General features: G+C 61.5%; 17 protein-coding genes. 12 read left to right on the top strand and 5 right to left on the bottom strand.

All coding sequences use genetic code 11. From position 1 onward, the window contains the following. Positions 1–168 precede the first annotated feature (168 nt). Positions 169–1,398, bottom strand: a complete 1,230-nt coding sequence (serA, locus tag INT12_RS08820; RefSeq protein ID WP_193039767.1) for a phosphoglycerate dehydrogenase — start codon at positions 1,396–1,398, stop codon at positions 169–171. A 367-nt stretch (positions 1,399–1,765) separates the two neighbouring features. Here serA and INT12_RS08825 point away from each other — a divergent pair, with 367 nt between their 5' ends. The 4 genes from INT12_RS08825 to INT12_RS08840 all read left to right on the top strand — a co-directional run bounded on the left by INT12_RS08825 (position 1,766) and on the right by INT12_RS08840 (position 5,979). Continuing rightward, positions 1,766–3,160 (top strand): FAD-binding oxidoreductase, encoded by a 1,395-nt coding sequence (locus tag INT12_RS08825; protein WP_017845065.1) that lies wholly within the window; start codon positions 1,766–1,768, stop codon positions 3,158–3,160. Between the two features lie 22 nt (positions 3,161–3,182). Beyond that, positions 3,183–3,848 carry a fumarylacetoacetate hydrolase family protein gene (locus INT12_RS08830; protein ID WP_017845064.1) on the top strand — a complete coding sequence of 222 codons (666 nt, stop codon included), beginning with the start codon at positions 3,183–3,185 and terminating at the stop codon, positions 3,846–3,848. A 171-nt stretch (positions 3,849–4,019) separates the two neighbouring features. Next, on the top strand, positions 4,020–4,946 hold the full coding sequence (locus INT12_RS08835) for an SdiA-regulated domain-containing protein (RefSeq protein ID WP_017845063.1): 927 nt from the start codon (positions 4,020–4,022) through the stop codon (positions 4,944–4,946). Between the two features lie 118 nt (positions 4,947–5,064). Further along, on the top strand, positions 5,065–5,979 hold the full coding sequence (locus INT12_RS08840; protein WP_046487870.1) for an SdiA-regulated domain-containing protein: 915 nt from the start codon (positions 5,065–5,067) through the stop codon (positions 5,977–5,979). A 31-nt stretch (positions 5,980–6,010) separates the two neighbouring features. On the opposite strand, the gene rpiA is transcribed toward INT12_RS08840, so the two are convergent. Further along, entirely contained in the window at positions 6,011–6,682 is a 672-nt protein-coding gene (gene rpiA, locus INT12_RS08845; protein ID WP_079444884.1) for a ribose-5-phosphate isomerase RpiA, read from the bottom strand. Positions 6,683–6,817: 135 nt separating this feature from the next. Here rpiA and ilvA point away from each other — a divergent pair, with 135 nt between their 5' ends. Both ilvA and INT12_RS08855 read left to right on the top strand, forming a co-directional pair. Beyond that, positions 6,818–8,332, top strand: coding sequence for a threonine ammonia-lyase, biosynthetic (ilvA, locus tag INT12_RS08850; RefSeq protein ID WP_017845060.1), 1,515 nt, complete (start codon positions 6,818–6,820; stop codon positions 8,330–8,332). A gap of 41 nt (positions 8,333–8,373) precedes the next feature. Further along, positions 8,374–8,787 (top strand): DUF2269 family protein, encoded by a 414-nt coding sequence (locus tag INT12_RS08855; RefSeq protein ID WP_017845059.1) that lies wholly within the window; start codon positions 8,374–8,376, stop codon positions 8,785–8,787. A 111-nt stretch (positions 8,788–8,898) separates the two neighbouring features. On the opposite strand, the gene INT12_RS08860 is transcribed toward INT12_RS08855, so the two are convergent. After that, entirely contained in the window at positions 8,899–9,555 is a 657-nt protein-coding gene (locus INT12_RS08860) for an HAD family hydrolase (RefSeq protein ID WP_017845058.1), read from the bottom strand. 143 nt (positions 9,556–9,698) lie between these two features. Here INT12_RS08860 and INT12_RS08865 point away from each other — a divergent pair, with 143 nt between their 5' ends. Further along, a complete protein-coding gene (locus INT12_RS08865) occupies positions 9,699–10,178 on the top strand; it encodes an RNA pyrophosphohydrolase (RefSeq protein ID WP_026139795.1) in 480 nt (159 codons plus the stop codon). A gap of 22 nt (positions 10,179–10,200) precedes the next feature. Continuing rightward, complete coding sequence (gene ptsP / locus INT12_RS08870; protein ID WP_017845056.1) at positions 10,201–12,480, top strand: phosphoenolpyruvate--protein phosphotransferase; 2,280 nt, start codon at positions 10,201–10,203, stop codon at positions 12,478–12,480. A gap of 168 nt (positions 12,481–12,648) precedes the next feature. Here the strand turns inward: ptsP and INT12_RS08875 are convergent, their stop codons facing one another. After that, complete coding sequence (locus tag INT12_RS08875) at positions 12,649–13,395, bottom strand: NRDE family protein (RefSeq protein ID WP_193039770.1); 747 nt, start codon at positions 13,393–13,395, stop codon at positions 12,649–12,651. 121 nt (positions 13,396–13,516) lie between these two features. On the opposite strand from INT12_RS08875, the gene INT12_RS08880 reads away from it, so the two are divergent. From INT12_RS08880 to INT12_RS08890, 3 genes are all read left to right on the top strand, one after another. After that, positions 13,517–14,299: a sulfite exporter TauE/SafE family protein gene (locus INT12_RS08880; protein WP_017845054.1), complete on the top strand. Its 783-nt coding sequence runs from the start codon at positions 13,517–13,519 to the stop codon at positions 14,297–14,299. Between the two features lie 66 nt (positions 14,300–14,365). Then, positions 14,366–15,178: a prolipoprotein diacylglyceryl transferase gene (gene lgt, locus INT12_RS08885; protein WP_017845053.1), complete on the top strand. Its 813-nt coding sequence runs from the start codon at positions 14,366–14,368 to the stop codon at positions 15,176–15,178. A gap of 52 nt (positions 15,179–15,230) precedes the next feature. Then, positions 15,231–16,064 (top strand): thymidylate synthase, encoded by an 834-nt coding sequence (locus INT12_RS08890; protein ID WP_017845052.1) that lies wholly within the window; start codon positions 15,231–15,233, stop codon positions 16,062–16,064. Positions 16,065–16,146: 82 nt separating this feature from the next. On the opposite strand, the gene cadR is transcribed toward INT12_RS08890, so the two are convergent. Continuing rightward, positions 16,147–16,596, bottom strand: coding sequence for a Cd(II)/Pb(II)-responsive transcriptional regulator (gene cadR / locus INT12_RS08895; RefSeq protein ID WP_017845051.1), 450 nt, complete (start codon positions 16,594–16,596; stop codon positions 16,147–16,149). 84 nt (positions 16,597–16,680) lie between these two features. Here cadR and INT12_RS08900 point away from each other — a divergent pair, with 84 nt between their 5' ends. Then, positions 16,681–18,939 carry a heavy metal translocating P-type ATPase gene (locus tag INT12_RS08900; protein ID WP_193058822.1) on the top strand — a complete coding sequence of 753 codons (2,259 nt, stop codon included), beginning with the start codon at positions 16,681–16,683 and terminating at the stop codon, positions 18,937–18,939. Positions 18,940–18,945: the final 6 nt, after the last annotated feature.

Raw genomic sequence — 18,945 nt, forward strand, 5'->3', positions numbered from 1 at the left:
GGCGATGTTGTGGGTCAGTTCCAGTGCCCGAGCGAGACGCATAAAAAAATCCGATGCCAGTGTAGGCATCGGATTTTGATTTTTTGCGGCCAAAGGTCAAGCGAGAAGGCTTAACTGATCGGCATTAACCCTTGCGGGCCTCCCATTTTTCGTAGGGCGTTTGAAGCGTTAGAACAACACGCGGCAACGAATCGTGCCGCTGATGTGTTGCAGCTTCTGTTGCGCCAGGTCCGAGTACTCGGCGTCGACGTCGATCACCACATAGCCGACCTTCTCGTTGGTCTGCAGGAACTGACCGGAAATGTTGATGCCGTTTTCCGCGAAGACCTTGTTGATCTCCATCATCACACCCGGGATGTTCTGGTGGATGTGCAGCAGACGGTGCTTGCCAGGGTGAGCCGGCAGGGCCACTTCCGGGAAGTTGACCGAGGACACCGACGTACCATTGTCGCTGTACTTGACCAGCTTTTCCGAGACTTCCAGGCCAATGTTGGCCTGGGCTTCAGCGGTGGAGCCGCCGATGTGCGGGGTCAGGATCACGTTGTCCAGGCCACGCAGCGGGCTTTCGAAGATGTCGTCGTTGGAGCGCGGCTCCACCGGGAACACGTCGATGGCGGCGCCGATCAGGTGCTTGTCCTTGATCGCGTCGGCCAGGGCGTCCAACTCGACCACGGTGCCGCGGGCGGCGTTGATCAGGATGCCGCCTTTCTTGATCGCGCGGATTTCCTTCTCGCCGATCATCCACTGGGTCTCAGCGGTTTCCGGCACGTGCAGGGTGACGATGTCGGACATGCCCAGCAGCTCGGTCAGGCTCGACACTTGCGTGGCGTTACCCAGTGGCAGCTTGGTCAGGGTGTCATAGAAGAACACCTGCATGCCCAGGCTTTCGGCCAGGACCGACAGTTGAGTGCCGATCGAACCGTAACCGATGATCCCCAGCTTCTTGCCGCGGATTTCGAAGGAGTTGGCTGCGCTCTTGATCCAGCCGCCACGGTGGCAGGAGGCATTCTTCTCCGGAATGCCGCGCAGCAGCAGGATGGCCTCGGCCAGCACCAGCTCCGCGACGGAACGGGTGTTGGAGTACGGTGCGTTGAACACCGCGATGCCGCGCTCGCGCGCTGCGTTAAGGTCGACCTGGTTGGTGCCGATGCAGAAACAGCCGACCGCCACGAGTTTCTTGGCGTGATCGAAGACCTCTTCGGTCAGTTGAGTGCGGGAGCGAATGCCGATGAAGTGCGCGTCGGCGATCTTTTCCTTGAGCTGGGCTTCCGGCAGAGAACTGGTGATGTACTCAATGCTGGTATACCCGGCGGCTTTCAGAACTTCGACAGCCGATGGGTGGACGCCTTCCAGAAGAAGGAACTTGATCTTGCTCTTATCGAGAGAAGTCTTGCTCATCTGCGTAAACCTGTATCCCGGAGAAAAATGGCAGGGAATCGGATCGCCGGATGTGTCCTGATTCACCAATACTGTTCCCGTTTGACGGCGTCTGTTGCCGTCATGCTGCGTTGCCGCTCCTCCCCATAGCCAGAGCTATGAGTCGTCGCGGCGCCTTGCCTGACGACAACAGCCACTCGTCAAACAGAAACGTATTGGTAAATCAGGGCACAGAGCTGACCCGGACGGCAGGAAAGCCGTCACCGCAGAACGCCCTTGGGCTCTGTCCTACGGGGGCGGTATGCTAGCATACGCGCCCCGCTAAACACCTATTCCTGCGACGTGAAGCGTTCTCAGGATGACCATGAATTGTTCGAGAGTTCTGTCGATGACCCATCCTGCCCTGATTGATGAGCTAAAGACCCTGGTTGAGCCCGGCAAAGTGCTGACCGACGCCGACTCCCTGGAGGCTTACGGCAAGGATTGGACCAAGCACTTCGCCCCGGCCCCGACTGCCATCGTATTCCCCAAGACGATTGAACAGGTGCAGGCCATCGTGCGCTGGGCCAATGAGCACAAGGTCGCGCTGGTGCCGTCCGGTGGGCGTACCGGCCTGTCGGCTGCCGCCGTTGCGGCCAATGGTGAAGTGGTCGTCTCGTTCGACTATATGAACCAGATCCTCGAGGTGAACCTCACCGACCGCACCGCCAAGTGCCAGCCGGGCGTGGTCACCAAGCAATTGCAGAACGTCGCCGAAGAGCACGGCCTGTACTACCCGGTGGACTTCGCTTCGTCCGGTTCGAGCCAGATTGGCGGCAATATCGGCACCAATGCCGGCGGGATCAAGGTCATTCGCTACGGCATGACCCGTAACTGGGTCGCCGGCATGAAGGTCGTCACCGGCAAAGGCGATGTGCTGGAACTGAACCGCGATCTGATCAAGAACGCCACCGGCTACGACATGCGCCAGCTGTTCATCGGCGCCGAAGGCACCCTGGGTTTTGTCGTGGAAGCCACCATGCGCCTGGACCGTGCGCCGAAAAACCTCACCGCGATGGTGCTCGGCACCACCGACTTCGACGCGATCATGCCGGTGTTGCACGCATTCCAAAGCAAGCTGGACCTGACCGCTTTCGAGTTTTTCTCCGACAAGGCCCTGGCCAAAGTCCTCGGCCGTGGTGACGTGCCGGCGCCGTTCGAGACCGAGTGCCCGTTCTACGCACTGCTGGAATTCGAAGCCACCACCGAAGAAGTCGCCAACCACGCCCTGGAAACCTTCGAGCACTGCGTCGAGCAGGGCTGGGTGCTGGACGGCGTGATGAGCCAGAGCGAAACCCAGCTGCACAACCTGTGGAAACTGCGCGAGTACATCTCCGAGACCATTTCCCACTGGACGCCGTACAAGAACGACATTTCGGTCACGGTGTCGAAAGTGCCGGCATTCTTGAAGGAAATTGACGCGATCGTCGGCGAACACTACCCCGACTTCGAAATCGTCTGGTTCGGCCATATCGGCGACGGCAACCTGCACCTGAACATCCTCAAGCCGGAAAACCTGAGCAAGGATGAGTTCTTCGCCAAGTGCGCCACCGTGAACAAGTGGGTGTTCGAAACCGTGGCGAAGTACAACGGCTCGATCTCCGCCGAACACGGCGTGGGCATGACCAAGCGCGACTACCTGACCTACAGCCGCTCGCCGGTTGAAATCGAATACATGAAGGCCGTGAAAGCGGTGTTTGACCCGAACGGGATCATGAACCCCGGCAAGATCTTCGCTGTTTAACCGCCCCTGAAGGAGTCGTTCCATGAGCTACCAGCACAAGTATGTCGACGGCACCAACATCCACTTCCCGGTGGGTAAAGTGGTGTGTATTGGGCGCAACTACGCCGAACATGCCAAGGAACTGGATAACCCGGTACCGACCGAACCGTTGCTGTTCATCAAGCCGGGCAGCTGCGTTGTGGCGCTGGAAGGCGGTTTCAGCATCCCGACCGAACGCGGTTCGGTGCATTACGAAGCGGAAATCGCGGTGCTGATCGGCAAACCCCTGTCGACCAAGCCCAGCCGCGAAGAAGTGCTCGATGCCATCTCCGGCTTCGCCCCGGCCCTGGACCTGACCCTGCGCGACAAGCAGGCCGAGTTGAAAGCCAAGGGCTTGCCGTGGGAAATCGCCAAGTCTTTCGACGGCGCGGCGGTGATCGCGCCGTTCGTGGTCGGCAGCACCTTCCCGGACCTGACCGATATCGGCATTCGCCTGAGCATCAATGGCGAAGTGCGCCAGAATGGCAACAGCGCGGCCATGCTCAACCCGATCATCCCGATGATCCAGTACATGGCCGGCTGCTTCTCGCTGCAGGCCGGCGACGTGATCCTCACCGGCACCCCCGCTGGCGTTGGGCCGTTGAATGTCGGTGACAAGCTGGTGCTGGAACTGTCCGGTGTGACCCGCTTCGAAAGCAGCGTTCGCTAACTTCGGCACAACCCTGTGGCGAGCGAACAAGCTCGCTCGCCACAGGTCCCGCACCCGTTTCGGTTGTTTGCATTTTTTTCACACCCCATCCGGATAATCTTCAGCCTCTAGCGCGCGGGCCGGTTATTCCTGTGCTTTCACCTAACGCTGACTTTCCGGAAAAAGCGCTCAATGGCCGTGTCCCTGCCTACCGTCACCTCCAAGCCACGCTCTCGTTTTGCTCTGCGCTGGTATTCCTGGCTGCTTCTGGTCGGGGCGATCGTGTATGGCGTTGCCTGGGTCATGCATTGGGACGACCGCGGTGTGTTGTGGGTCGTGGAACGTTTTGAAAGCCCGGCCAAACGCCAAGCGAGCGTGTGGCTCCCGGATTACCGCGCCGTCATCGACGCCAAGCGGCTGCCCGGTATGGAGAAGGACGAGGCCTCGGACCTGTCCTACAATCCGCAGACGAAAACCCTGTTTTCCGTCATGGGCAAAAATCCATTCCTCGTCGAGTTGACTCTGCAAGGCGATGTGCTGCGCAAGATGCCCCTTAACGGTTGGAACAACCCGGAAGGTGTGACGGTGATGGAAAACGGCCTGATGGCCGTGGTCGATGAACGCCAGCACAGCCTGACCATCGTCAAGGTCGACGCCAGCACCACGGCGTTGAACAAGGCCGACTTCCCGAGTTACGACCTGGGCCCGTCCAAAGACCAGAACAAAGCTTTTGAAGGCGTCACCTGGGACAAGCGCAACCAGCAGTTCGTGCTCGGCGAAGAACGCCCGCCGGCGCTGTTCACCTGGAAAAGCGACGGCAGCCAGACCCTGGTCGGTGACAAGCAAAAGCTCGCCAATACAAAGCTCGACATGCGCAACCTCTCGGCGCTAACCATCGATCCGCGCACCGGGCACCTGCTGGCGCTGTCGGCCGAGTCCCACCTGCTGCTGGAACTGGATGAAAAGGGCGAGCCTGTCAGCTTCATGACCTTGCTCGGCGGCTTCAACGGCCTCAAGAACACGATCTCGCGTGCCGAAGGCGTGACCCTGGACGAGAACGGCAACCTCTACATGGTCAGTGAGCCGAACCTGTTCTATCGTTTCGAAAAACAGAAATAACAACCGATTACGTCGGATATTTCTCTATCCGCGGCATACGCCACACACCGGGCGCGTTTAAGTTTAAATTCAGGCGGGCGTGATATTCATTCGCCATTTTTGACTTTGAGCCCGCCCGATGCGTCGACTTGCCCGCCCCAAACCGGCTTTTTTCATACTGGTGCTGATCGCCTTGATGGGCGCGGGCGTTGTCGCACAACAGTTTCGTCTGTTCGAACGGGCCTGGTTCAATTGGCAGGTGTGGGGCCAGCCTGTTGGCGAACGCGCCATTGGCCTGGCGGATTACCGGGTCAGCGTCGAGGGCCAGGTGATCGAAGGCCTGGATGACGACGTCTCCGCGCTGACCTACGACCCGGTGCGTAAAAGCCTGTTTACCGTCACCAATAAAAACGCCGAGCTGGTCGAACTGTCCCTCGCTGGCAAGATCCTGCGACGGATTTCCCTGGTCGGCTTCGGAGATGCCGAGGCCGTGGAATTTATCAGCGACAACATCTATGTCATCAGCGATGAGCGCCAACAGCGCCTGATCAAGGTGCATGTGGACGACGATACGCAGTTCCTCGACGCCGCCGACGCGGAGCAGATGACCCTGGGTGTGCATGTGGGGGGCAACAAGGGGTTTGAAGGGCTTGCCTACGACTCGGTGGGCAAGCGCCTGTTCGTGGCGAAGGAACGCGACCCGATGGTGATCTATGAGGTTCACGGGTTTCCCCATTTCAAACCGGAAAAAACCTACTCGGTCCACGTCATCAACAACCCCAAACGCGATGCCGGGCTGTTCGTGCGCGACCTGTCGAGCCTGCAATACGACGAACGCAGCGGCCATTTACTGGCGCTGTCGGATGAGTCGTTCTTGGTGTTGGAGCTGGATATCGACGGTCGCCCGTTAAGCAGTTTGTCGCTGCTTAACGGGCGCCATGGCCTGAATGCGCGGGTGCCGCAGGCCGAAGGGATCGCCATGGATGACGCGGGTACGTTGTACCTGGTCAGCGAGCCGAACCTGTTCTACGTGTTCAAGAAACCAGAAGCCTGAACACACCGCCGGCCCCACATTCGGTTGTGCGTCAGGCCTTGAGGGTTTTCACGCCTTCCGGGGTGCCCAGCAGCAGCACGTCAGCCGGGCGTGCGGCGAACAGGCCGTTGGTGACTACGCCGACGATGGCGTTGATCTGCGTCTCAAGCTCCACCGGGTTGGTGATCTGCATGTTGTACACGTCGAGGATGATGTTGCCGTTGTCGGTCAACACGCCTTCGCGGTACACCGGGTCGCCGCCCAGCTTCACCAGCTCGCGGGCCACGTGGCTGCGGGCCATCGGGATCACTTCCACCGGCAGCGGGAAGGCGCCGAGTACCGGCACCAGTTTGCTGGCGTCGGCGATGCAGATAAAGGTCTTGGCCACGGCCGCGACGATCTTCTCGCGGGTCAGGGCCGCGCCACCGCCCTTGATCAGGTTCAGGTGCGCGTCGCTTTCATCGGCGCCGTCGACGTAGAACTCCAGGTCGCTGACGGTATTGAGCTCGTACACCGGAATGCCATGGCCCTTGAGGCGCGCGGCGGTGGCTTCGGAGCTGGCCACGGCGCCATCGAACGCGCCCTTGTGCTTGGCCAGCGCATCGATGAAGCAGTTGGCGGTGGAGCCGGTGCCGACGCCGACGATGCTCTTGTCATCGAGTTTAGGAAGGATTAAATCGACGGCGGCCTGGGCCACTGCCTGTTTGAGTTGATCCTGGGTCATGCGGGCTCCGGAACGGGCGGGGAGTAGAGAGGGCGCGAGTATAACCCATCAAAACCTTTGGATTCGTGTGGTCGCCCGGCCAAACGCTGAGTTAGACTCGTCGACCCTGCCCACTCCGCCCAGTGATGCCTGCCGATGCTTGAACAGTACGTCAAAAAGATCCTCACCTCGCGCGTTTACGACGTTGCCATAGAAACCCCATTGCAGGCCGCCCGCCAGCTCTCCGAGCGGCTGGGCAACAAGGTCTTGCTCAAGCGGGAAGACCTGCAGCCGGTGTTCTCGTTCAAGATTCGCGGCGCGTACAACAAGCTGACCCAGTTGACGGCCGATGAGCGCGCGCGCGGCGTGGTCACCGCTTCGGCGGGCAACCATGCCCAGGGCCTGGCCCTGGCGGCCAAGGTGCTGGGGGTCAAGGCCACTATCGTGATGCCCAAGACCACCCCGGAAATCAAGGTCGAAGGCGTGCGTTCCCGTGGTGGCAAAGTGGTGCTGCACGGTGATTCGTTCCCGGAAGCCCTGGCCTACTCGCTGAAACTGGTCGACGAAAAAGGCTACGTCTACATTCACCCCTACGACGACCCGCACACCATTGCCGGGCAGGGGACCGTGGCGATGGAGATCCTGCGCCAGCACCCTGGGCCGCTGGACGCGATCTTCGTGCCGGTCGGCGGCGGCGGGCTGATCGCCGGTATCGCAGCGTATGTGAAATACCTGCGTCCGGAGATCAAGATCATCGGCGTCGAGCCGGACGACTCCAACTGCCTGCAGGCCGCCATGGCCGCCGGCGAGCGCGTGGTGCTGCCGACCGTGGGGATTTTTGCCGATGGCGTGGCGGTGGCGCAGATCGGCCAGTACACCTTCGACATCTGCAAAGACTATGTGGACGAAGTGATCACCGTCAGCACCGATGAAATCTGTGCGGCGATCAAGGACATCTATGACGACACCCGCTCCATCACCGAGCCAGCGGGCGCCCTGGGTGTGGCGGGCATCAAGAAATATGTCGAGAGCCGTGGCGTCACCGGGCAAACCCTGGTGGCCATCGACTCCGGCGCCAACGTCAACTTCGACCGCCTGCGGCATGTGGCCGAGCGCGCCGAGCTGGGTGAAGGCCGCGAAGCCATCATCGCCGTGACCATCCCCGAGAAACCGGGCAGCTTCAAGGCGTTTTGCGAGGCCGTGGGCAAGCGCCAGATCACCGAATTCAACTATCGCTACCACTCCGGCCGCGAGGCGCACATTTTCGTCGGCGTGCAGACCCACCCGGAAAACGATCCGCGCAGCGCATTGATCGCCAGCCTGACCAGCCAGGGTTTCCCGGTGCTCGATCTGACCGAGAACGAACTGGCCAAGTTGCACATCCGCCATATGGTCGGCGGGCACGCGGCGAAGGTCAGCGATGAAGTGGTGTTTCGCTTCGAATTCCCGGAGCGGCCGGGCGCCTTGTTCAACTTTCTTAACAAATTAGGCGGGCGCTGGAACATCTCGATGTTCCACTATCGCAACCACGGCGCAGCCGACGGCCGCGTGGTCGCCGGCCTGCAAGTCCCGGCGGACGAGCGCCATCTGGTATCGGCAGCCCTTGAAGCCATCGGCTACCCGTACTGGGATGAAAGCGATAACCCGGCTTACAAACTGTTCCTCGGTTGAGCGACTACGCTGATTGGGGCGGCCTTTAAGGAAGACGACACATGGAAACCCTGACCACCCTCAAAGTTATCCACATGGCGGCGACCGTGTTGCTGCTGCTCAGCGGCCTCGGCCTGGCGCTGCTGGCCTGGCGCAAACGCAGCGCCGGCCCGGCGATCACCGTGCAGCGCCCGTGGGCGTTCGTATGGTTGTTGATGGGGATCTGCCTGATCAGCATGCCGTTTACCGGCTGGTGGCTGGTGCATCTGGTCGGCTGGCCGCTGGGGCAGACCTGGATTCTGGGTTCCAGCCTGCTCTACACCGTCGCGGCGCTGTGCTGGTTCTGGCTGGTGGCGCGGCTCAATCGCTTGCGCAAGGGCGAGGGCGGTAGCCTGAATTTCACCTTGGCATTGGCGGTGGTCAGCCTGGTGGGGTTTGTGGCGATTGCGGGGTTGATGGGCGCCAAGCCGGTTTAAGGCTTGGGACCGAGTTGCCTGCATCGGGAGCAAGCTCCCTCCCACATTTAACCGCGTACATCCGTTGAAATGCAGTTAAATGTGGGAGGGGGCTTGCCCCCGATAGGGCCATCAGCTACGCAGCGTAATCACCGGCCAGCCGCGTTTTTCAGCCTCAGCCCGCAGATTCGGGTCCGGGTCTACCGCGATCGGATACGTCACCTGCTCCAACAGCGACAAGTCATTCATCGAATCGCTGTAGAAGTAGCTGCCTTCCAGGCTGTGCCCGGTTTCTTCCAGCCAGCGGTTCAGGCGCGTCACCTTGCCCTCGCGAAAGCACGGTACATCCGTACTGCGCCCGGTGTAGCGGCCGTCTTCCATCTCGCATTCGGTGGCGATCAGGGCGTCCACGCCCAGGCGTGCGGCAATTGGCGCGGTGACGAAGCGGTTGGTCGCGGTGATGATCACCAGCTTGTCGCCAGCGGCGCGGTGCTTGGCCAGCAGTTCAAATGCCTGCGGCAGCATGATCGGCTCGATGCAGTCGCGCATGTAGTCGTTGTGCCATGCCTCCAGTTGGGCCATTTCGGTGCGGCCGAGGATTTCCAGGCAAAAATTCAGGTAGGCCGCGTTATCCAGCTGGCCGGCCAGGTAGTCCTGATAGAATTCGTCGTTGCGTGCCTTGTAGGTCACCGGGTCGAGAAATCCGCGTTCACAGAGGTAATCGCCCCAGGCGTGATCGCTGTCACCCCCCAGAAGCGTGTTGTCCAAGTCGAATAAAGCCAGGCGCATTACAGTTACCCGCTGAAAAGTCTGTAAAAAGGCGTCCAGAATACGGTCTTTTCACAAGACTGCACATAAGCTAAGAAGCCTCGTTGCCGCTGGAACAACCTTTGTGGAACAATGCGACGACATGCGTTTGCGAGGTTGTTGCCGTGATCGACCCCGATGGTTTCCGTCCTAATGTCGGGATTATTCTTACGAATGATTCCGGACAGGTCCTATGGGCTCGCCGAATCAACCAAGATGCCTGGCAGTTTCCTCAAGGTGGGATCAACCCTGACGAAACCCCTGAAGACGCCTTGTACCGCGAGTTGAACGAAGAAGTCGGCCTTGAGCGCGAAGATGTGCAAATTTTGGCCTGTACCCGTGGCTGGTTGCGTTATCGTTTGCCGCAACGCCTGGTGCGTACCCACAGCCAACCGCTGTGTATCGGCCAGAAGCAGAAATGGTTTCTCCTGCGCCTGATCTCCAACGAGCAGCGGGTGCGGATGGATTTGACCGGTAAACCGGAGTTCGATGGCTGGCGTTGGGTCAGTTATTGGTATCCGTTGGGCCAGGTGGTGACATTCAAGCGCGAGGTTTATCGTCGCGCTCTCAAAGAGCTTGCCCCGCGCCTTTTAACGCGCGACTGACGACGGAGTTCGACCCCGAGCCATGCTCAATACGCTGCGCAAGATCGTCCAGGAAGTTAACTCCGCCAAGGATCTCAAGGCGGCGTTGGGGATTATTGTGTTGCGCGTCAAGGAAGCCATGGGCAGCCAGGTCTGCTCGGTTTACCTGCTGGACCCCGAGACCAACCGTTTTGTGCTGATGGCGACCGAGGGCTTGAACAAGCGCTCCATCGGCAAGGTCAGCATGGCGCCCAATGAAGGTCTGGTGGGCTTGGTAGGGACGCGTGAAGAACCCCTGAACCTTGAAAACGCGGCTGATCACCCGCGTTATCGCTACTTTGCCGAAACCGGCGAAGAGCGCTACGCCTCGTTCCTCGGCGCGCCGATCATTCACCACCGCCGCGTTGTCGGCGTGTTGGTCATCCAGCAGAAAGAACGCCGCCAGTTCGACGAAGGCGAAGAAGCCTTCCTCGTGACCATGAGCGCGCAATTGGCCGGGGTGATCGCCCATGCCGAAGCCACCGGCTCGATTCGCGGCCTGGGGCGCCAGGGCAAGGGCATCCAGGAAGCCAAATTCGTCGGCGTACCGGGCTCGCCAGGTGCGGCCGTCGGTACGGCCGTGGTCATGTTGCCGCCGGCCGACCTCGATGTGGTGCCGGACAAGACCGTCAGCGACATCGACGCCGAAATCAAACTGTTCAAGACCGCCCTGGAAGGCGTGCGCGCCGACATGCGCAACCTGTCGAACAAGCTCGCCACCCAACTGCGCCCCGAAGAGCGAGCGCTGTTCGAGGTGTACCAGATGATGCTGGATGACGCGTCGCTGGGCAGCGAAGTCAAAAACGTGATCAAGACCGGCCAGTGGGCCCAGGGCGCGCTGCGCCAGGTGGTCTCCGATCACGTCAACCGTTTCGAATTGATGGACGACGCCTACCTGCGCGAGCGCGCCTCGGATGTGCGCGACCTCGGTCGCCGTCTGCTCGCTTACTTGCAGGAAGACCGTTCCACCAACCTGGTCTACCCCGACAACACCATCCTGATCAGTGAAGAACTGACCGCCACCATGCTCGGCGAAGTGCCGGAAGGCAAACTGGTGGGCCTGATCTCGGTGCTCGGTTCGGGCAACTCCCACGTCGCGATCCTGGCCCGGGCCATGGGCATTCCGACGGTGATGGGCCTGGTGGACCTGCCGTACTCCAAGGTCGACGGCATCGAAATGATCGTCGACGGCAACCGTGGCGAGGTGTTCACCAACCCCAGCGAAGTGATGCGCAAGCAGTACGCCGAGGTGGTGGAAGAGGAACGCCAGCTGTCCCAGGGCCTCGACGCCTTGCGCGAACTGCCCTGCGTGACCCTAGACGGGCATCGCGTGCCGCTGCTGGTCAACACCGGCCTGCTCGCCGATGTGGCTCGCGCGCAACAACGCGGCGCCGAAGGGGTTGGGCTGTACCGCACCGAAGTGCCGTTCATGATCAACCAGCGCTTTCCGAGCGAGAAGGAGCAGCTGGCGATTTATCGCGAGCAACTGTCCGCCTTCCATCCGTTGCCGGTGACGATGCGCAGCCTGGACATTGGCGGCGATAAGTCACTGTCGTATTTCCCGATCAAGGAAGACAACCCCTTCCTCGGCTGGCGCGGGATTCGCGTCACCCTCGACCACCCGGAAATTTTCCTCGTACAAACCCGCGCCATGCTCAAGGCCAGCGAGGGCCTGAACAACCTGCGCATCCTGCTGCCGATGATCTCCGGCACCCATGAGCTGGAAGAAGCCCTGCACCTGATCCACCGCGCCTGGGGCGAGGTGCGCGACGAAGGCGCCGACGTACCGATGCCGCCGATCGGCGTGATGATCGAAATTCCGGCGGCGGTGTACCAGGCCAAGGAACTGGCGCGGCAGGTGGACTTCCTGTCGGTGGGCTCCAACGACCTGACCCAATACCTGCTGGCCGTGGACCGCAACAACCCACGGGTGGCCGACCTCTACGACTACCTGCACCCGGCGGTGCTGCAAGCGCTGCAACATGTGGTGCGCGACGCCCATGCCGAAGGCAAGCCGGTGAGCATCTGCGGGGAAATGGCCGGCGATCCGGCGGCAGCGGTGCTGTTGATGGCGATGGGCTTTGACAGCCTGTCGATGAACGCCACCAACTTGCCGAAGGTGAAGTGGCTGCTGCGCCAGGTCAACCTGAGCATGGCCAAGGAACTGCTGGCCGAGTTGATGACCATCGACAACCCGCAAGTTATCCACAGCTCGCTGCAACTGGCGCTGAAGAACCTGGGGTTGACGCGGATGATCAACCCGGCCTCAGCCAAAACCCTCTAGAACCTGGCGCCGATCAAAAATGTGGGAGGGGCGGAGCGACGATTCGACTTGCCCCCGATTACGGAGTGTCAGTCAGCACACGAGCTTGCTCGCGAAAAACCTGAGGGTACCGCGTGCATTCAGGGGGGCGCGCGTCATCGTTGGCGTTTTTCGCGAGCAAGCTCGCTCCTACAGGTTGAGTTCGACTTCGCCGAGCCGCCCACCGTGCGGCCCAAAACTGCGCTCCACCATCTGCCGCGTGCCGTCCGCATTCACAATCAGCGCTGTACTCGCCCGTGTCCCATAACTGGGGCTGGCGATAAATACGCTTGATAGCAAACTCTCGGTCGCCAAGCCCACGCCGGTGTCCGGCAAGTCGGCAAACGGCGCGGTCTGCGGGTCGCTCAAGATATCCAGCAAGGTTTCCGGCTGCGGGTTCTCCAGTACCTCGCCCAGCGCCGCCTTGGCCTTGAGCAATTTCGGCCATGGCGTGTCGAGCCCTGCATTGGAAAGGCCGTACACCCCGGCGGGCAGTTGCGTAGGCACGCTGTCGCGGGCGTTGTAATGCCACAGCTCCTCCCGCGTGCCCGCCAGCAGGTTGAACCCGGCATATTCAATCGAACGGCCGTTGATCTCCGCCAAATACTGCTCAAGCGGTAGCGAACCGCTGAGAAACCGCGCCACCAGTTCCCCACGCGACTTGCGGGCTGGCGGTTGATGCGGGTCGCGGATATTGGTCAGGGCGGCAAACCGTCCGTCGGCGTTCACCCCCAGCCAGGTGCCGCCCGCTTCCTGGTCGCGGCCGGCATAGACGGCAGGCGCATCCGGCCACTGGGCCAGCGGCAGGCTGGGGCGGGCGTAGAACTCGTCACGGTTGGCCGCGACGATCAGCGGTTGGGCATGGCCCGGCCGCCAGGCGAAAACAATCAGGCACATCAGGCGATCTCCCTTTGTGTGTTTGGCCACTCTACCTACACTGGCGCGGGCGTTCCATCGTATCCAGTTGGGTCGCATGCCTTCCATCCGTTAACATGCCGGACTTGGTTTGGGGGCTCCCATGGAATTTCTGCTGTATTTACTGCTGGGCGCCTGTGCCGGGGTGCTCGCCGGGCTGTTTGGCGTGGGCGGCGGGATCATTATCGTGCCGGTGCTGGTGTTCAGCTTCACCTTGCAGGGCTTCGACCCGCAGGTGCTGACCCACCTGGCCGTGGGCACGTCCCTGGCGACGATCATCTTCACCTCGATCAACGCCGTGCGTGAGCACCATCGACGGGGCGCAGTGCGCTGGCCGATCTTTGTGTGGATGACCGTGGGCATCCTGATCGGCGCCGGTTTTGGCGCGCTGACCGCCGAGGCGATTTCCGGCCCCCACTTGCAGAAGATCATCGGCGTGTTCGCGCTGATCATCGCCGTGCAGTTGGCCCTGGAGGTCAAGCCCAAGGCCAGTCGAACGGTGCCGGGCAAGCTCGGTCTGACCCTGGCGGGCACGGTGATCGGCTGGGCCTCGGCGATTTTCGGGATTGGCGGCGGTTCGCTGACCGTGCCGTTTTTGACCTGGCGCAGCGTGCCGATGCAGCAAGCGGTGGCCACTTCGTCGGCCTGCGGGCTGCCGATTGCGCTGGCCAGTGCATTAAGTTTCATGATTCTGGGCTGGCATGACCCGCTGCTGCCCGCTCATAGTCTAGGGTTCGTGTATTTGCCGGCGCTGCTGGGCATTGCCCTGACCAGCATGGTGTTTGCCCGCTTCGGCGCGCGCCTGGCGCACCGTTTGTCGCCGCGCTTGCTCAAACGCCTGTTTGCCGGGCTGCTGTTTTGCGTGGGTTTGAATTTCTTGCTGTAACGCAGCCTTAATCGCGCCCGGGCATGGTCCCGGTCGCCATAACGAATGATTTAACGAGGAGTCGCAATGCTGCCTTACCCGCAGATCGACCCGGTGGCCCTGGCTATCGGTCCGCTGAAAATCCATTGGTACGGGTTGATGTACCTGATCGGCATCGGCGGCGCCTGGTTTATGGCGTCCCGGCGTCTGAACCGTTTCGACCCGACGTGGACCAAGGAAAAACTCTCTGACCTGATTTTCTGGTTGTCGATGGGGGTCATCGTCGGCGGACGCCTGGGGTATGTGCTGTTTTACGACTTGCCCGCCTACATCGCCAACCCGACGCTGATCTTCGAGGTATGGAAGGGCGGCATGGCCTTCCACGGTGGGTTTATCGGCGTGATGCTCGCCGCCTGGTGGTTTGGCCGCCGCAACGGCAAGTCATTCTTCCAACTGATGGACTTCGTTGCGCCGTTCGTGCCGATCGGCCTGGGCGCCGGGCGTATCGGTAACTTTATCAATGCCGAACTGTGGGGCAAGCCGACCGACGTGCCGTGGGCCATGGTGTTCCCGCCGTTCAGCGACCCGGCGCAATTGCCGCGCCATCCGTCGCAGCTGTACCAGTTCGCCCTGGAAGGTGTGGCACTGTTCCTCATTCTGTACATTTTCTCGCGCAAGCCACGGCCGACCATGGCTGTGTCGGGTATGTTCGCGTTGTTCTACGGCATCTTCCGTTTTGTCGTCGAGTTCGTGCGCGTCCCGGATGCGCAACTGGGCTACCTGGCGTTCGGTTGGGTGACCATGGGCCAGATCCTCAGTCTGCCGATGATCATCGTCGGCCTGGGCCTGCTGTGGTGGGCGTACAACCGCCCGCAACCGTTGAAGAACACCGCGCTTTGAATTCGAATGCCGAGGCCTGCGAGGTCTCGGCTGCACCGATACGGGTAATGACATGAAGCAATATCTCGAACTACTGAACGACGTCGTGACCAATGGCCTGACCAAGGGCGACCGCACCGGCACCGGCACCAAGGCTGTGTTTGCCCGTCAGTATCGGCATAACTTGGCCGACGGCTTCCCGCTGCTGACCACCAAGAAGCTTCACTTCAAAAGCATCGCCAACGAATTGATCTGGATGTTGAGCGGCAACACCAACATCAAGTGGCTGAACGAGAACGGCGTGCGTATCTGGGACGAGTGGGCCACCGAAGACGGTGATCTGGGCCCGGTGTACGGCGAGCAGTGGACCGCCTGGCCGACCAAGGACGGCGGCACGATCAATCAGATCGACTACATGGTCGAGACGCTGAAGACCAACCCCAACAGCCGCCGCATCCTGTTCCACGGCTGGAACGTCGAGTACCTGCCGGACGAGACCAAGAGCCCCCAGGAAAATGCGCGCAACGGCAAGCAGGCCCTGCCGCCGTGCCACCTGCTGTACCAGGCGTTCGTGCATGACGGCCATCTGTCGATGCAGTTGTATATCCGCAGCTCCGACGTATTCCTTGGCCTGCCGTACAACACCGCCGCGCTGGCGCTGCTGACCCACATGCTGGCCCAGCAGTGCGACCTGATCCCCCACGAGATCATCGTCACCACCGGCGACACCCACGCCTACAGCAACCACATGGAACAGATCCAGACCCAACTGGCGCGCACGCCGAAGAAGCTGCCGGAATTGGTGATCAAGCGTAAGCCTGCGTCGATCTATGACTACAAGTTCGAAGACTTCGAAATCGTCGGTTACGACGCCGACCCAAGCATCAAGGCCGACGTCGCCATCTAAAGGCTGCCTCAGTCTAAAGGTGTGGGCTTGTGTGGGAGGGAGCAAGCCCCCTCCCACACTTTGATTCGGTTACCAGGCTGAATTAATGCCCATGGCTTCTGCCCACATGCGAAGGCTCGGCCTCGCTGGCGGCGACACTGCCGCTGACCTCCAGCCGCTGCAATATCCCGCACTGATCCAGCTCCGGCCCGCTGCCACAGCGCTGGCGCAGGTCGATCAGCTGTTCCTGCAATGCCAACAGGCCGTCGATCCGCGCTTTGACATGGTGGATATGCTCGTCGATCAGCGCATTGACGTTTTCGCATTGGTCCTGCGGGCTGTCTCGTAAGCCCAGCAGGCTGCGGATTTCTTCCAGGGTCATGTCCAGGCTGCGGCAGTTGCGGATAAACACCAACCGCTCGGTGTGCGCCTGGGTGTACACGCGGTAGTTGGCCTCGGTGCGTGCCGGTGGTGGCAGCAAGCCTTCCTTCTCGTAATAACGGATGGTTTCCACCGGGCAGTCGGTCAGCTTGGCCAATTCGCCGATCTTCATCGCAACAATCTCCAAATGGGTGCTTGACCCTATAGTGGCTACAGGGTCTTTACTTGGCAACAGGCACCTTACGGACGCGACCAGATGAGCGACTCCCATCACACCCCGCACACGCACGATCACGCGCATGACCACGCTCATGCGCCGAAAAAACTGACACCGGTGCATGACCACGGCCACGCCGGTGCCTGCTGCTCCGGCACGCCAGCCCCGGCGTTGGTGCAACTGAGCGCCGCGCCCAGCGCCGATTCGCGCCTGAGCACCTTCCGCATCGAAGCCATGGACTGCCCCACCGAGCAGACCCTGATCCAGAACAAACTGGGCAAGCTTGCCGGTGTGCAGCAGCTGGAATTCAACCTGATCAACCGCATCCTCGGCGTCACCCATGACCTGCCGAGCACCGCGCCGATCATCGACGCCATCAAGTCCCTGGGCATGCAGGCCGATCCGATCGAAGAGGGCACCCCGGCTGCCGCGCCGCTGGCGAAGAAACACTGGTGGCCGTTGGCGTTGTCCGGCGTCGGCGCCCTGGCCGCCGAAGTGATCCACTTCACCAACGCGGCCCCGACCTGGGTGATCGCCCTGGTGGCGCTGGTCTCGATCCTCAGCGGCGGCCTGACCACCTATAAAAAGGGCTGGATCGCCCTGAAAAACCTCAACCTGAACATCAACGCGCTGATGAGCATCGCCGTGACCGGCGCGATCCTGATCGGGCAATGGCCGGAAGCGGCGATGGTGATGTTCCTGTTCACCGTGGCCGAATTGATCGAAGCCAAGTCCCTCGACCGCGCGCGCAATGCCATCAGCGGCTTGATGCAGATGACCCCGGAACGGGCCACAGTGCGCCAGGCCGACGGCAGTTGGGCCGAACGGGAAGTGAACAGTGTGGAATTGGGCGCCATCGTGCGGGTTCGCCCCGGCGAGCGCATCGGCCTGGACGGCGAAGTCACCGCCGGCCAGTCGACCATCGACCAGGCGCCGATCACCGGCGAAAGCCTGCCGATTGAAAAAACCGTGGGCGATAAAGTCTTCGCCGGCACCATCAACCAGGCCGGTTCCCTGGAATACGCAGTCACGGCGGCCGCCAGCAACTCGACCCTGGCGCGGTTCATCCACGCCGTGGAACAGGCTCAGGGCGCCCGCGCGCCGACCCAGCGTTTTGTCGACCGTTTCGCGAAGATCTACACCCCGGCGGTATTCCTGTTTGCCCTGGGCGTGGCGCTGATCCCGCCGCTGTTCATGGCCGGCGTCTGGTTCGACTGGATCTACCGCGCCCTGGTGCTGTTGGTGGTCGCATGCCCGTGCGCCTTGGTGATCTCCACCCCGGTGACCATCGTCAGCGGCCTGGCCGCAGCGGCGCGCAAAGGCATCCTGATCAAGGGCGGCGTGTACCTGGAGGGCGGTTACAAGCTCGACTACCTGGCCCTCGACAAGACCGGCACCATCACCCACGGCAAACCGGTGCAAACCGACTACCTGGCCCTGTTCCCGAATGTCGAAGACAGTGCGCCGGCGTTGGCCGCCGCCCTCGCCGGGCGTTCCGACCACCCGGTATCGCTGGCCATCGCCAACGCGGCTGTGGATAAAAACCTGTCGCGCCATGCTGTGGATAACTTCACTGCCCTGACCGGTCGCGGTGTGCGCGGTGATATCAACGGCGCAACCTACCACCTGGGCAACCACCGCCTGGTGGAAGAACTCGGCCTGTGCTCGCCCGCGCTGGAAGACAAACTCTTCGCCCTGGAGAAACAAGGCAAATCCGTGGTGCTGCTGCTCGACAAATCCGGCCCGCTGGCGCTGTTCGCCGTGGCCGACACGGTCAAGGACAGCAGCCGCGAAGCGATCCAGCAGTTGCACGAGCTGGGCATCAAAACCCTGATGCTCACCGGCGATAACACCCACACTGCCCAGGCGATTGCGGCCCAGGTTGGCATCGACCAGGCCCAGGGCGACCTGTTGCCCACCGACAAACTGCTAGCCATCGAAGCCCTTTACGGCCAAGGCCGGCGCGTGGGCATGGTCGGCGACGGCATCAACGACGCCCCGGCGTTGGCCCGCGCCGAGATCGGTTTTGCCATGGCCGCGGCAGGCACCGACACTGCCATCGAAACTGCCGACGTGGCCTTGATGGACGATGATTTGCGCAAGATTCCGGCTTTCATTCGGTTGTCGCGGCAAACCTCGAGTATCCTCAAGCAGAACATCGCCCTGGCGCTGGTGATCAAGGCGGTCTTCCTTGCGGTCACCTTCCTGGGCATGGCCACCATGTGGATGGCGGTGTTCGCCGACATGGGCGTAAGCCTGCTGGTGGTGTTCAATGGCCTGCGCCTGCTGCGCAAATAAATGATG

It is taken from the genome of Pseudomonas sp. K8 (genome assembly GCF_014889455.1).
Classification (GTDB): domain Bacteria; phylum Pseudomonadota; class Gammaproteobacteria; order Pseudomonadales; family Pseudomonadaceae; genus Aquipseudomonas; species Aquipseudomonas veronii.